General features: G+C 29.7%; 13 protein-coding genes. 3 read left to right on the top strand and 10 right to left on the bottom strand.

Features of this window, described 5'->3' with window-relative positions:
• Positions 1-40: 40 nt before the first annotated feature.
• The 4 genes from ACN5J4_RS02610 to tpx are packed head-to-tail and all read right to left on the bottom strand — an operon-like array spanning position 41 to position 4,188.
• Positions 41-694 (bottom strand): LolA family protein, encoded by a 654-nt coding sequence (locus tag ACN5J4_RS02610; RefSeq protein ID WP_418650614.1) that lies wholly within the window; start codon positions 692-694, stop codon positions 41-43.
• Positions 695-730: 36 nt separating this feature from the next.
• Entirely contained in the window at positions 731-3,277 is a 2,547-nt protein-coding gene (locus ACN5J4_RS02605) for a DNA translocase FtsK (protein ID WP_418650613.1), read from the bottom strand.
• Between the two features lie 27 nt (positions 3,278-3,304).
• The gene (locus tag ACN5J4_RS02600) at positions 3,305-3,685 is read right to left on the bottom strand and encodes a diacylglycerol kinase (RefSeq protein ID WP_418650612.1); all 381 of its coding nucleotides are present in this window, start codon (positions 3,683-3,685) and stop codon (positions 3,305-3,307) included.
• A gap of 5 nt (positions 3,686-3,690) precedes the next feature.
• A complete protein-coding gene (tpx, locus tag ACN5J4_RS02595; protein WP_418650611.1) occupies positions 3,691-4,188 on the bottom strand; it encodes a thiol peroxidase in 498 nt (165 codons plus the stop codon).
• 113 nt (positions 4,189-4,301) lie between these two features.
• On the opposite strand from tpx, the gene ACN5J4_RS02590 reads away from it, so the two are divergent.
• Together ACN5J4_RS02590 and ACN5J4_RS02585 are read left to right on the top strand one after the other, a co-directional pair.
• Positions 4,302-5,696, top strand: coding sequence for an MATE family efflux transporter (locus ACN5J4_RS02590; protein ID WP_418650610.1), 1,395 nt, complete (start codon positions 4,302-4,304; stop codon positions 5,694-5,696).
• Between the two features lie 21 nt (positions 5,697-5,717).
• A complete protein-coding gene (locus ACN5J4_RS02585; protein ID WP_418650609.1) occupies positions 5,718-5,942 on the top strand; it encodes a hypothetical protein in 225 nt (74 codons plus the stop codon).
• Between the two features lie 218 nt (positions 5,943-6,160).
• Here the strand turns inward: ACN5J4_RS02585 and ACN5J4_RS02580 are convergent, their stop codons facing one another.
• On the bottom strand, positions 6,161-8,389 hold the full coding sequence (locus ACN5J4_RS02580; protein WP_418650608.1) for an endonuclease MutS2: 2,229 nt from the start codon (positions 8,387-8,389) through the stop codon (positions 6,161-6,163).
• A 16-nt stretch (positions 8,390-8,405) separates the two neighbouring features.
• On the opposite strand from ACN5J4_RS02580, the gene ung reads away from it, so the two are divergent.
• Positions 8,406-9,068: a uracil-DNA glycosylase gene (gene ung, locus ACN5J4_RS02575; RefSeq protein WP_418650607.1), complete on the top strand. Its 663-nt coding sequence runs from the start codon at positions 8,406-8,408 to the stop codon at positions 9,066-9,068.
• Here ung and ACN5J4_RS02570 read toward each other — a convergent pair.
• From ACN5J4_RS02570 to ACN5J4_RS02550, 5 genes are all read right to left on the bottom strand, one after another.
• Positions 9,055-10,071 carry a glycosyltransferase family protein gene (locus ACN5J4_RS02570; RefSeq protein ID WP_418650606.1) on the bottom strand — a complete coding sequence of 339 codons (1,017 nt, stop codon included), beginning with the start codon at positions 10,069-10,071 and terminating at the stop codon, positions 9,055-9,057. The genes ung and ACN5J4_RS02570 overlap by 14 nt on opposite strands.
• A 7-nt stretch (positions 10,072-10,078) precedes the next feature.
• The gene (locus ACN5J4_RS02565; protein ID WP_418650605.1) at positions 10,079-10,951 is read right to left on the bottom strand and encodes a UDP-2,3-diacylglucosamine diphosphatase; all 873 of its coding nucleotides are present in this window, start codon (positions 10,949-10,951) and stop codon (positions 10,079-10,081) included.
• A 185-nt stretch (positions 10,952-11,136) separates the two neighbouring features.
• Entirely contained in the window at positions 11,137-14,484 is a 3,348-nt protein-coding gene (gene secA / locus ACN5J4_RS02560; RefSeq protein WP_418650604.1) for a preprotein translocase subunit SecA, read from the bottom strand.
• A gap of 126 nt (positions 14,485-14,610) precedes the next feature.
• On the bottom strand, positions 14,611-14,832 hold the full coding sequence (locus ACN5J4_RS02555; RefSeq protein WP_028889331.1) for a DUF2795 domain-containing protein: 222 nt from the start codon (positions 14,830-14,832) through the stop codon (positions 14,611-14,613).
• A gap of 99 nt (positions 14,833-14,931) precedes the next feature.
• On the bottom strand, positions 14,932-15,504 hold the full coding sequence (locus ACN5J4_RS02550; RefSeq protein ID WP_418650603.1) for a cob(I)yrinic acid a,c-diamide adenosyltransferase: 573 nt from the start codon (positions 15,502-15,504) through the stop codon (positions 14,932-14,934).
• Positions 15,505-15,506: the final 2 nt, after the last annotated feature.

Below are 15,506 nucleotides of genomic sequence, written 5' to 3'. Positions count from 1 at the left end.
AATGATTTTTAAGTCAGTAATAAAACTTATAATGAGGCTTTTAGTCTATAAAATATCCCATTTTTAGATATTTTTCTTTATCAAAAGTAAATAATTTTCTAGATATTGGTTGGTTACTTTTAAATTTTACAATTGTAAAAGTTGTTTCAGCTCCATTTGCACCTATTTGCACTAATTTATAAATATGTTTTGTTTTTGCATCAATACCTAACTGAACTTTTACAATATCAGAATTACTATCTATTGGAAATAAATCTACAAATTGTACTTTACGACCATTATTGTTTTCTAATTTTCCCATAGAAAAATTATATCCTTCTTTATAAAAGGTTAATAATTTTGAAGGATAAATAAATCCATCCTCATCATCTAAATCACCATTAGAAAGTGTAACTTCTTTTTCTTCCTGATTTATAACAACAAGTTTATCACCATTAAATATAAAATTATTACCTAAGTAGTTTAAATTATATTTTTCTCCTGAGAGTGTAATTTCTCCTCTTATTGGTGCGTCATTAATAATACCAGCTTCTTTATTTATTAAAGAAGAGTTAAAACCTATAGTCATATTAGTATAAGCCCCCATTTTATTAGATACTTCATCTAGTAGTTTTTTAGCTTCTGAAGAAGTGTTTTGACCTACAATGTTATAACTAATCAATAATCCGATACCTAATAATATTATTTTTTTCATTTTATTTTTTTTCATCCTTTTTAGAGGAGTTTATAATTATTTTTTTTCATTTTCTAGTAATTGTTCAAGAGCTATAAAGTCAGGGACCAAAACTTGTCTCGCTTTACTTCCTTCAAAAGGACCAACAATACCAGCAGCTTCTAATTGATCAATTATTCTACCAGCTCTATTGTATCCTAATTTTAATTTACGTTGCAATAAAGATGCAGAACCTTGTTGTGCTGTAACAATAACTTCTGCAGCGCTTTTAAACAATTTATCCCTGTCGTCAATATCAATATCAACATTTGTGCCACTTTCTTCACCTACATATTCTGGTAATAAATAAGCATTAGGATAGGCGCGTTGCGAACCTATGAAATCGGTTATTTTCTCTACTTCAGGAGTATCAACAAAAGCACATTGAATACGTATTAAGTCATTTCCTCCTGAATATAACATGTCACCTCTACCAATTAATTGATCTGCTCCTGGTGCATCTAAAATGGTTCTAGAATCTATTTTAGAGGTTACTCTAAAGGCTATTCTGGCAGGAAAATTTGCTTTAATAATACCTGTAATTACGTTTACAGATGGTCGTTGAGTTGCTACAATTAAATGAATACCAATAGCTCGTGCTAATTGAGCTAAACGCGCAATAGGTGTTTCTACTTCTTTACCAGCTGTCATAATTAAATCGGCAAATTCATCAATAACTAAAACTATATATGGTAAAAATTTATGTCCGTTTTCAGGATTTAACTTTCTAGCTCTAAATTTAACATTATATTCTTTAATGTTACGAACCATAGCGTTTTTTAATAAATCGTAACGAGCATCCATTTCCATACAAAGTGAATTTAGAGTATGTACTACTTTAGTTGTATCAGTTATAATAGCTTCGTCAACATCGGGTAATTTGGCTAAATAATGACGCTCAATTTTATTGAATAATGTAAGTTCTACTTTTTTAGGATCTACTAATACAAATTTTACTTCTGCAGGGTGCTTTTTATATAAAAGAGAGGTTAATACGGCATTCAGTCCAACCGATTTTCCTTGTCCTGTTGCTCCTGCCATTAATAAGTGTGGCATTTTAGCTAAATCTACTACAAGAGTTTCGTTTGAAATAGTTTTACCCAAAGCTATAGGTAGTTCCATTTGACTTTCTTGAAATTTCTTAGAAGAAATAGCAGAATGCATAGAAACAATAGTAGATTTTTTATTAGGAACTTCAATACCAATAGTACCTTTTCCTGGAATAGGAGCAATAATACGAATACCTAAAGCTGAAAGAGATAAAGCAATATCGTCTTCTAAGTTTTTAATTTTTGAAATTCGAATACCCGCCTCTGGTACAATTTCATATAATGTAATTGTTGGACCTACAGTAGCTTTTATTTCAGAAATACCAATTTTATAGTTTTTAAGAGTATCTACAATTCGGTTTTTATTGGCTTCAAGTTCTTCAGGATCAATAGAAATAGTTTCATTATATTCTTTTAATAAATTGAAAGTTGGAAATTTAAAATTACCTAAATCTAAGGTAGGATCAAATTCTCCAAAATCTTTTACTAATTGATCTGATAAATTTTCAGCAACACTTTTTTCTTCAGAATTTTGTTCAATAGCAACTTCAACCTCTTTTATTGATTCTTCAGAAACTTTAATAGTATTTGTTTCTGTAGATGGTTTTTCTATAGAAGCTATTATAGGAGATGGTGTTGTTATTTCGGTTACTTCAGGTGTTTTATTAACCTTTAATATTATTTCTTCGTTCTCTAGAGTATTAGAAGTTACTTCAGAGTGTTTTGTAATAGTTGGTTGTAGGTTTTCAACTGATAATTCAAAACCTGATTTTGTTTGTGTTACAGGATTTTTAACAGTTTCTATAGTGCGTTCATCAGTGCTTTGTATATTGTTAGTTACATTAGTGTTTTTTTTATTTATTTCTTCACTAGCTCTTTTTTCTTCCTTATTTTGCTCTTTCTTGGCTTTATTTTCTTTAGCTACTTTTATTTTATTATTAATTTTTTCAGGTGTAATACTAAACCTGATAATTAAGTAGGCTATCAAAAAGAAAAATAGTAAAATTATTAGTCCTGTTTTTCCTAAAAAAGTTTGAAAATATTCGTTCAATTCAAAACCAATAACACCTGATAAAAGAGCATTTGCTTTTTCAGCAAATCCTAATGATATAGAAATCCAAAGCATTATTAAAATACTCCAATTCCAAGAAGTTATTATTTTTTTTAAATTAGTTTGCAGTAAAATTCTAGCACCTGTTAAAATTAAGGTAACAGGTATTACAAAAGCACCTAAACCAAATCCCTTATAAATAAAAAAGTTACTTAGTTTTGCGCCAATTTTTCCTAACAAGTTTTTGGTAGGGATTGATTTATTTGAAAATTGTGATAATGAACTTTGATCTTCTTGCCAAGAAAAGAAAAAAGATATAAAAGCAACCGTTAAAAATATAGAAAAAAGTACTAAAAAAGCCCCTAAAATAGTTTGGTTATGTTTATTAGAAAAAAAAGAAGTAACCTTACTAAAAGGGTTGTTTTCAGATTGTTTCTTTAGAGTTGGTGTATTTCTCTTTGCCATGTATTTATGTTAGAAATAAATTTAATGCTACAATATAGCTATTATTTTAGGAAGGTAAATTATGCCAGCAATAATCAAAGATATTAAGGCGGCAAAAGCAGGAGCACCTGCGGCAATATCTTTTATAAAACCTATTTTTTTGTGATAATCAGGGTGTATAAAATCGGCAACTTTTTCTACAGCTGTATTTAAAGCTTCAGCAACTAAAACAATACCGATAACCAAACATTGAAACATCCATTCGGTCATCGATATATTAAAGTAACACCCTAAACAAGTGGCTAGAAAACCAAAAAAAAGTTGCGCTTTAATACTATCTTCCGTTGTTATTAATAGCCACATTCCTTTTAATGCAAAAGTTACACTTCGTAACCTTCCTCTTATAAAACCATCGTTCGGATTTTTCATAAATATTATAGTACTTTTAAAGCTGCCTCATAATTAGGTTCGTTAGCAATTTCACTTACTTGTTCAGTGTATACAACAGTTCCTTCTTCATTAATTATAACAATACAACGAGAATGTAAACCAGCTAAAGGACCATTTTCTATTTCTAAGCCATAATTTTTACCAAAATTACCTGTTGAAAAATCAGATAACATAATTACATTTTCTATTCCTTCAGCACCACAAAAACGACCTTGAGCAAAAGGCAAATCTCTAGAAATACATAAAACTTTTGTGTTTTTTAAGTTAGCTGCTTTTGTATTAAATTCTCTTACAGATGTTGCACATGTACCTGTATCAATACTAGGAAAAATATTTAAAATTAATCGACTCCCCGAAAAATCTGCTAATTTTTTAATTGATAAATCTGTTGCAACTAATGAAAAATCTGTTGCTTTGCTACCAGTTTTTGGTAAGTTTCCTATTGTGTTTATTGTGTTTCCTTGTAGTGTTATTGAAGCCATTTTATATATGTTTTTATAAAAATCAAAGGTAATTAAATTAATTAAAAAACGAAGAAGATAAAGACGGAGGACTGTTAAAAAAGTTATCTTCGCGTTCCGAAATACTATAAGTTTTGAATTTACAACAATATACATCTGAGTTTAGCTATAACTTGAAGCTAGCAGCCCCTGTAATGCTGGGTATGTTAGGGCATACTTTTGTTAGCTTTGTTGATAATATTATGGTAGGGCAATTAGGAACTGCAGAATTAGCAGCCGTTTCGTTAGGAAACAGTTTTATGTTTATTGCTATGTCATTAGGAATTGGGTTTTCAACAGCTATAACACCTTTAATTGCTGCTGCCGATTCTGCTAATAATTTTAAAGAGGCAAAATCAACTTTTAAACACGGGTTGTTTTTGTGTACAGCTATAGGAATTCTTATGTTTTTATTAGTGTTTTTTTCTAAGCCATTAATGTATTTAATGAAACAACCTACCGAAGTTGTTAAGTTAGCAATACCGTATTTAGATTTAGTTGCTTTTTCTTTAATTCCGATGATTATTTTTCAGGCATTTAAACAATTTAGTGATGGTTTGTCTATGACTCGTTATCCAATGTATGCAACTATATTGGCTAATGTTTTAAATGTTATTTTAAATTATTTATTAATTTTCGGAAAATTTGGTTTTCCTGAAATGGGTATAGTGGGTGCAGCATATGGAACATTACTATCTAGATTTGTAATGGTTTTACATCTTTGGTGGATGTTAACTAAAAAAGAACACTCAAAAGAGTTGGTAACAAATATTAAGTTATTTGTATTAGATAAATTAATGCTTCGTAGAATAATTAATTTAGGAGGGCCAAGTGCAATGCAAATGTTTTTTGAAGTAGCTATTTTTACAGCGGCTATTTGGTTAAGTGGTTTGTTGGGTAAAAATGCACAAGCTGCTAACCAAATAGCTTTAAACCTGTCATCAATGACTTTTATGGTTGCTATGGGATTAAGTGTAGCGTCTATGATTAGGGTGGGAAACCAGAAAGGTTTGAAAAAGTTTGTAGATTTAAGAAGAATTGCATTTTCTATTTTTTTACTGGGTATTCTTTTAGCTATAGGTTTTGCAACTTTATTTTATTTATTTCATAAATCACTTCCTAATTTATACATAGATTTAAGTGATGTTGATAATTATGCTGATAATATGGAGGTTATGAAAATAGCAGCAAACTTATTAATTGCGGCTGCTATTTTTCAAATATCAGATAGTATTCAAGTAGTAGTTTTAGGAGCTTTACGAGGTTTGCAAGATGTTAAAATACCAACAATAATTACTTTTATATCATATTGGATTGTAGGTTTTCCTATCAGTTATTTTTTTGGAACAGAGGAAACTTATGGTAGTTTTGGTATTTGGTTAGGTTTATTAGCTGGTTTAACTACTGCATCTATTTTATTATTTATTAGATTTAATAGATTAACTTTAAAATTAATAGAAACAAATCCCGAAATTATTAGGGATGTATAAAATATAAATACTACATTTTTTATGGAATTACCTAAATTTTTATTAGCAGATAATAGTAATCACCCTGAGGATATTTTTGTTTTACATACAGAATATCCACGTTTTTTAATTAATTTAAAAGATGATGAAGTAGAGTGGTTTGAAGATTTAACAGGAGAGAAAGAAGAAGATATTACAACTGAACTTGCTCATTTAATGGATAAAGCAGGTGAGTTTTATGATAATGAAATGGAAGGTTTAGAGTAGTTTTTAAGCTTATTAAAAATAATAAATGCATGGTTACTTGTAATTATATGCATTTATTATTTTCTTTTTATTAAAAAACAAGTGTTTAGTTAAATTATAAATAGGCTAAAAAATTTTAGCCCCGATTGTAGCAATTGTTAGAGCTCTCTCACTTTTTTTAGCGAGAAGCGAGTGCGAAAAGCGGGAGGTGGCTTCAAAAAACATTTTTAATGAAACTTTTATTTTTTAGCTCGTTCTACTAATTCTAACTGTTCAATTTTTGCTTTGGTAGTAAAAATTCCGTAGTTAATAAAAACAGTTTTCTTTTCTATTTTATCAATAGTTCCAACCGAATTACCATCAATTAAACGTACTCGGTCGTTTATTTTAAAAACATAAGAGGCTTTTTCAATGGCTAATTTTTTAGCTTCTTCTTTCTTTTCTTCTCTAATTTTAATAACTTTTTGAAGTACCTCTTTTTCTACTTTTTTGATGGCTTCTTTTTGCTTTTGATTTATAATTTTATCTTGTTTTTTTTCTATTTTAGTTTGTTTTTTTAGTGGTCCTTTTTTAATACGTTTTGTGTTTTCTGAAGCTACCCACTTAAAAAATTCGGTACTTAATTCCTTTTTGTTATTGGTTTGAAAATATTTGTTTAATAGCTCATTTGTTTTTCGACCTAGAGTAAGCATTCGCTGATTATTGTCGTATAGTTCTTGAAAACCTGAAAGTTTATTTTGTAGTTTTTGCTCTTTTTCTTGTAAGCTGTCAATATGTTCTTGTCCTTTCGATTTTTGTTTGATTAAGCTATCAGAAGTTTTTTGTAAGCGATTACGTTCTTTTTGAAGATTCGAAATTGTTTTATCTAATCTTATTTTTTCAGTTTCAACTCTTTTTTTAGCTCTGTTAATTAAGCTATATGGAATTCCGTTTTTTTGGGCTACTTCAAAAGTGAACGAACTACCAGCTTGCCCTATAAATAATTTATATAAAGGTTCTAAAGTACGTTCGTTAAATTGCATATTTGCATTGGTAACATTATCTAACTCGTTAGCCAATACTTTTAAATTAGCGTAATGTGTAGTAATAATTCCAAAGGCTTTACGTTCATAAAATTCTTCTAAGAAAATTTCAGCCAAAGCACCACCTAATTCTGGGTCAGAACCTGTTCCAAATTCATCAATTAAAAACAAAGTGCTATCATTACATTTTTTTAAAAACGAGCGCATGTTTTTTAAGCGATAACTATAAGTACTTAATTGATTTTCTATAGATTGATTATCACCAATATCAGTTAGTATGGTGTTAAATAAAGTTGTTTCACTACGTTCATGAACGGGTATTAATAAGCCGCTTTGAAGCATTAATTGTAGTAATCCAATGGTTTTTAAAGTAATACTTTTTCCACCTGCATTTGGACCCGAAATAACAATAATTTGCTGTTTTTCGTCTAGTCGAATGGTTTGCGGAAAGGTTTCAATATTTTGATCTTTGTTTTTTTTCCATAAAAGAGGATGAAATGCATCTTTGAAAAATATTTTTTTATCTTTCGTTATTTTAGGTAGTAACCCATTAATACTATTTGCATATTTTGCTTTTGCACCAATTACATCTAAATGGGTTAAAAACACTAAATACTCTTCTAATAAAGGTGTATATGGGTAAATTTTACTAGCTAAAGCTCTTAATATTTTAACAACTTCTTGTTTTTCTTCGTATAGTAAATTTTGAAGTTCACGACTGTATGCAAGTGTTGCTTGCGGTGCTATATATACAATTCCTCCTGTTTTTGAGGCGCCTAATAAACTTCCTTTTATTTTGCGACGGTGCATTGCGGTAACTGCTAAAACTCGTTGATTATCTATAATGGTTTCTTTAATATCGTCTAAATACCCATTAGCAATATTTCTTGTTAAAGCATGTGAAAAACTTTCTGATATTTTACCACGTACATTATTAATATCTTTACGTAATTGTTTTAAAACAGGTGATGCATTATCTGCAACTTTACCATATGGTGTAATTACTTCTTTAATACAATCAGATATAAAGGTGGTAAATTGTATTTGATCACTTAAGTTAAATAGTGTAGGATAGTAGGTTTGAAATTTTTTTAAAAATTTTTTCTGTTCATTTACTGTTTCAGTAACTGTTGCAACTCGCAAAAAAGCTTCGGTTTCTAAAAAACTATTTTCTATGGATAATCGTTTTGTTTCTTCGGTAATATTTTCAAAAAAATGATTTGGTACTCGGTTTTCATTTTGAAATGAAGAAAGATATTCGTTAACTAAGTTTAACTCAAAAAATAATTTATTTTTATGTGAAATAGGTTGAATTTCTAAGGTTTGTTCTTTCCCTAAATTTGTAATACAATGTGAAGCAACTTGTTTTAAAACTGTTGTAAATTCTAAATCTTGAAGCGTTTTATCTGAAATATTTTTAGTCAAAATAGTATATTTGAAAGCCATGCAAAAATAACAAACAATGCAACTAAATATTAACGATAATTGGAAAAATGTTTTAAAATCAGAATTTTCAAAGTCTTATTTTAAAAACTTAATGAGTTTTATTGATAAGGAGTTTACTAATTATACTTGTTATCCAAAAAAGGAAGCTATTTTTAAAGCTTTTAATGATTGTAATTTTGATGATTTAAAAGTGGTTATTATTGGGCAAGATCCGTATCATGGAGCTGAACAGGCTAATGGGTTATGCTTTTCTGTACAAAGTGGAGTTAAACATCCGCCATCATTGGTTAATATTTTAAAAGAGATTGAAGATGATGTAAAGGTTTCGTACCCTATTTCAGGTGATTTATCACGGTGGGCCAAGCAAGGTGTATTGTTGTTAAATGCCACATTAACTGTAAGAGAGGGGGAGGCTGGAAGCCATCAAAAACAAGGTTGGGAGGAGTTTACTGATGCTGTAATACATATAATATCGGAAGAAAAAAAAGGTGTTGTGTTTTTACTTTGGGGAAAATTTGCACAAAAAAAAGGAAGTGTTATAAATGTTAATAAACATACTGTTTTTAAGGCCCCACACCCATCTCCTTTGGGTGCATGGAGAGGGTGGTTTGGGTGTAAGCATTTTTCTAAAACAAATACTTTTTTGAAAAGTAAAAGTAAAATACCTATCCAATGGTAGCAATTGGTAATTCTGTTTGTTGATAATAAGGTGATATAATAGCATCTAAAATATCTTCTGTAACATCTGGGTAATTTACTTTAATTATTTCTTTCGAGGTTACCCATGAGTTTATTTTTGAAACTTGTTTTTTATTAAAACTTTTTAAAACGGTAACGCCCATTTTTTTTAAAGATAAAGCATTACATTGTTGCTCATATTGGTTTTTCATAGGAATTACTAATAGCTTTTTTTCTAGAAACAAAGCTTCTGCAGGTGTTTCAAAACCAGCACCACAAATTACTCCTTTACATGAGCTAATGCTTTTTATAAAATTATGTCCGTTTATAGGTTTTATGATAATGTTTTTTATAATAATATTTTCTTTGGTATGTTTAGAAAATATCTCCCACTTAGTATTTTCAATTTTTGATAATATTTTTATAATTTTTTTATCGCCATAAGCAGGAAGGTATACTGTATAATGTCCTTTATTTATAATGTTACTGTGTCTTATTTTTTTACGTATAATAGGGGTAAAGGTTGCAGATGAATAAGCATTAAAATGAAAACCAAATTTTGTTTTTACAGGGGCGTAATGTTGTAAAATAAGTCGTTCAAATCTATAAGTTCCATATTTTGGTGCATTTTTATCTAATACTGCATTTTGATGGCTTAATGAAATTATTGGTACATTTTTAAATTTACTAGCCCAAGCGGTTAATGGCTCAAAATCATTAATAATTAAATCGTATTCAGTTACCGGAACAGTTTTAATATTATTTAATAAGGTTTTAAGTTTTGCTTTTTTTATGGTTTTCCAAATATCTATTCCTCCTTTTTTTCCAAATATAAAACTCAATCCGTAATATTTATATTTTACTTCAAATGGAAGTTCTAATTCACATTGATATCCGCTAATTAAAACATCAACTTCAGCTTTTTGTTGTAAATAAGGTATTATTTCAATAGCTCTACTTGCATGCCCATTTCCTGTTCCTTGAAAAGCGTATAAAATTTTCATAAGTTATTTATTTATTACTAATGTTAAATTCTTTTAAAAGTTCTTCAAAGAGTTTACTGTTGCTACTTTCTGTTTCTAAAAATTCTACCTCATTAATACTTAAACGATCGTCAAATTTTTTTGCTATATCATCTTTTTCATATTCATACAATGACCATGATTTATTATTATACTCTAAAGCAGATAAGTTTTCAATCCAATCACCAGAGTTTAAATAAGTAGTTGTTCCTTCTTCATTTTGTATAACTCTTATTTCGGGTTGATGTATGTGACCGCATACTACATAATCATAATTGCTTGAAATAGCAATATCAGAGGCTGTTGTTTCAAAATCATTGATAAACTTAACAGCTCCTTTAACGCTATTTTTTATTTTTTTAGAGAACGATAGTTTACCATATCCTAATTTGTTACTAAACCAGTTTACGGCTGTGTTTATTAAAATTAAAATATTATAACCAATACTACCAAGTTTAGCTAACCATTTAGAGTGTTGCATGGTTACATCAAATACATCACCATGAAAAAACCACCCTTTTTTACCATCAATGTCTAACACAAGTTTGTTTACAATTTCAAAGCTTCCAAGGCGAAATCCGTTGAATTTACGAAACATTTCATCATGGTTTCCTGTAATGTAATACACCTTGGTACCTGATGTAATAAAAGACATTAGTTGCTTAATAATTTTCATATGAGATTTAGGAAAGTAACTTTTTTTAAATTGCCAAATATCAATAATGTCACCATTTAAAATTAATATTTTTGGGTTTATAGATTTTAAATAGTTGTGTAATTCATTTGCTCTACATCCATAAGTACCTAAGTGTAGGTCTGAAATAACAGCAATATCTAACTTTCTTTTTTTGTTTTTTTTCATCGTAAAAAAGTATACTTAAAATGTATATCATCAAATGTACTTTTAGAATGTGTTTATAAGTTAATTTAATTATGAAGTATTGGTAATTAAATTGTTAATAAAAGGTAAGGAATGTGTTTTTTTAATGTAAAAAAGCTCGGTTTTAAACCGAGCTTTTTACTTAATAATATTTATTTTTTTAGTTGTTATACTAATACCCAACTTCCTTTTTCTAATAAAGGAATTGCTTGTTTATATTTTACCTCTTTTTGTTCTCCTGAAATTACATTTTTAATGGTAACCTTTTCGTTACGACCAATTTTAGGCTCTTCACGAACAATTGTTTCTACTACTTGTTGTTCTTGTGTTTGTTGATTACGAGCACTAATCATTGCTTGCTGAGATGAGTTTTGAATTTCATCTTTACGAGTGTCTAATTGTTGACGTTCTTGCTGCTCTGGAGCTTCTGAAACTTGATCTACATTTTGACTTGGTAAATGTCCTTTAAATAAAAATGATAATACTTCTTTGTTAATTTTATCAACGCTAGCTTGAAATAGTTCAAAAGCTTCAAATTTATACACTAATAAAGGATCTTTTTGTTCGTACGTAGCGTTTTGAACGGTTTGTTTTAATTCGTCCATTTTACGTAAGTGATCTTTCCAATTCTCATCAATTATAGACAAGGTAATGTTTTTTTCAAAATCGTTTACTAATGATTTTCCTTCTGATTCGTATGCTTCCTTCAAATTAGTAACAACTTGTAGTGTTTTTGATCCGTCAGTAAAAGGTACTATAATACGCTCGTAACGATCGCCTTCTGTTTCAAAAACGTTTTTAATTACCGGAAAGGCACTATGAGCATGTCTTTCAGTATCGTTTTTATAATGTGCAGAAACAATAACATATAATTTATCAATTAATTCTTGTGCTGTTAATTTATTGAACTCTTCATTAGTAAATGGAGAACTCATTGCAGAAAAACGAATTAACTCAAACTCGAAATTTTTGTAATCGTTATTAGCTTTGTTATTTGTTACAATTGAATTACAAGTATCATAAATCATGTTTGCAATATCAATTTGTAAACGTTTACCATCTAATGCATGACGACGACGTTTGTAAACAAATTCACGTTGTGCATTCATAATATCATCGTACTCTAACAAACGCTTACGAATACCAAAATTGTTTTCTTCGACTTTCTTTTGCGCTCTTTCAATAGATTTTGAAATCATAGAATGCTGAATTACTTCACCGTCCTTTAAGCCCATTCTATCCATCATTTTGGCAATTCTGTCAGAGCCAAATAAACGCATTAAGTTGTCATCTAAAGCTACATAGAATTGTGTTGAACCAACATCTCCTTGACGACCTGCGCGACCACGTAATTGACGGTCTACACGACGAGAGTCATGACGTTCTGTACCTACAATTGCTAAACCTCCAGAGGCTTTAACTTCGTCTGATAGTTTAATGTCAGTACCACGACCAGCCATATTTGTAGCAATGGTTACAATACCTGCATTACCTGCTTCGGCAACTACATCGGCTTCACGCTTATGTAATTTTGCATTTAATATATTATGAGGAATTTTACGCATTTGTAACATTCTACCTAATAATTCTGATATTTCTACAGATGTTGTTCCAATAAGTACTGGACGCCCTTCGTTTGATAATTTTACAACGTCATCAATAACAGCATTGTATTTTTCACGAGTAGTTTTGTAAACTAAATCTTCTTTATCATCTCTTTGAATAGGCCTGTTGGTAGGAATTTCAACAACATCTAATTTATAAATTTCCCAAAATTCTCCAGATTCAGTAATTGCCGTACCAGTCATACCAGATAATTTACGGTACATTCTAAAGTAATTTTGTAATGTAACTGTAGCAAAGGTTTGTGTAGCATCTTCAATATTTACATTTTCTTTTGCTTCTAATGCTTGATGTAACCCATCAGAATAACGACGACCGTCCATAATACGTCCCGTTTGCTCATCAACAATCATTACTTTATTATCCATTACTACATATTCAACATCTTTTTCAAAAACAGTATATGCTTTTAAAAGTTGATTCATAGTATGAATACGTTCGCTTTTTACGCTAAAATCACGGTATAATTCTTCTTTTTTATTAGCCTTATCTTCAGGTGAATCTTGGCTATTATCAATTTGACCTACAATTACACTAATATCAGGTAAAACGAAAAAGGTGTTGTTTTGTGTTTTTTCTGATAAATGATTTATTCCTCTATCAGTTAAATCGATTTGATTATTTTTTTCTTCAACAGTAAACCATAACTCGTTATCTACCTCAGGCATTAATTTGTTATTGTCTTGCATGTAAAAATTTTCGGTCTTTTGAAGAATTTGTTTGGTTCCTTCTTGAGATAAAAATTTAATTAACGCTTTGTTTTTAGGAAGCCCTCTATAGACTCTTAATAATAAGAATCCTCCTTCTTTGGTGTCTCCTTCTTTAATTAAACGTTTAGCTTCTGCTAAAACTCCTACAAGGTATTTGTTTTGTAAAGATACTAAGTCGGCAACTAAAGGTTTTAATTCGTTAAATTCATGACGGTCTCCTTGAGGTACTGGACCCGAAATAATTAATGGTGTACGAGCATCATCAATTAAAACGGAGTCAACTTCATCAATAATGGCATAGTTAGGGGCTCTTTGTACTAAATCATCTTTAGAGCTAGCCATATTATCACGTAAATAATCGAAGCCAAATTCATTATTGGTACCGTAAGTAATATCTGCATTGTAGGCTTTTCTACGTTCTTCTGAATTTGGTTGATGAAAATCTACACAATCAGTCGATAATCCGTGAAATTCAAAAATAGGAGCCATCCAAGCTCTATCACGTTTAGCTAAGTAATCATTTACAGTAACTACGTGTACACCATTACCAGTTAGGGCATTTAAGTAAACGGGTAGGGTAGATACTAGTGTTTTTCCTTCACCAGTCATCATTTCAGCAATTTTACCTTGGTGTAAAACAGATCCACCAATTAATTGTACGTCATAATGAATCATATCCCAGGTAACTTCTTTACCTACAGCATCCCAAGAACTTGCCCAAAAAGCTTTGTCATTATCTAGGGTAATGTGTGCTCGTGTGGCAGATAATTCTCTATCAAAAGGGGTTGCTGTTACTTGTATTTGATCATTTTGTGTAAAACGTTTTGCTGTTTCTTTAACTACAGCAAAGGCTTCAGGCATAATATCTAATAATACAGCTTCAGATGTTTGGTAAGCTTCGTCTTTTAATTTATCAATTTGAGTATATATTTCTTCTTGGCGATCAATATCAGCAGTTAAAGCTTCTTTTTCTAGTTTTGTGATTTCTTCAGTAAACGATTTTGTAGCTTCTTTAATTTTAGACTTAAATTCGATTGTTTTTGTTCGTAGCTCATCATTAGATAACTTATTTAATGAATCTTCAAAATATCGTACTTTTTCAACAATTGGTTGTAGAGATTTTAGGTCTTTTTGTTGTTTATCACCAACAAAAATTTTTAGTATCGAATTTAAAACGCTCATTTTTTAAATATTGTTTTATAGCTTATAAACTATTAGTTAACTAAGCTCATTAGTAGGTATGTGTTTAAATGCTTAAAGGTAAGCAAAAAAAAAGCCTCTTAAAAGAGACTTTTTATGTTTGTTATCTTAGTATTCGTCTTCGTTCCAAAGATAATCCTCTTCAGTCGGATAATCAGGCCAAATTTCGATTATCGAATCATATGAATCGCCTTCATCTTCAATATCTTGTAAATTCTCAACCACCTCTAACGGCGCTCCCGTACGAATAGCATAATCAATTAATTCGTCTTTAGTGGCAGGCCAAGGTGCATCTGCTAAATAAGAGGCTAGTTCAAGTGTCCAATACATTTTTTTATCTGTTTAATAGATTGTAGCAAAAATAATTTTTTTTTATAAAAAGTCAAGTGTTTTTTGAAAAATGTTAAGTCAATTAATATAGGAACTTAATTATCGTTTTTCAGGTATCCATTTAACTTCTGTTACTTTTAAGTCTTTAGTCAACTTTCGTGCCAACACAAATAAGTAGTCAGAAAGACGGTTTAAATACATTAATATGTTGTTATTAATGGTTTCTTCTTCATTTAAGGCTACTGATAAGCGTTCTGCTCTACGACATACACAACGAGCTATGTGACAAAATGACACGGTTTCGTGTCCGCCAGGTAAAATGAAATGAGTCATTTGTGGTAGAGTTTTATTCATTAAATCAATTTCGTTTTCTAAAAATACTACAGACTTTTCTGTTATTTTATCAATATTTAAACGCTCTTTACCATTTTTTAAAGTTTCTTTTTCAGTTGGAGTAGCAAGCATTGCTCCTAAAATAAATAAATCGCTTTGAATTTTGAAGAGTGTTTTTCTTAAAGTGTCTTCGCTATTTTTATCTCTTATTAAACCTATATAAGAGTTTAATTCATCTACAGTTCCATAACTATCAATGCGTAAATGGTTTTTAGGAACTCGAGTTCCTCCAAATAATGCAGTGGTGCCTTTGTCACCAGTTTTAGTATATATTTTCATTA

Source organism: Tenacibaculum aestuariivivum (genome assembly GCF_964507685.1).
Lineage (GTDB): Bacteria > Bacteroidota > Bacteroidia > Flavobacteriales > Flavobacteriaceae > Polaribacter > Polaribacter aestuariivivum.
Note: the sequence above shows the minus strand (reverse complement) of the source record. Positions and strands in the feature narration are given on the sequence as shown.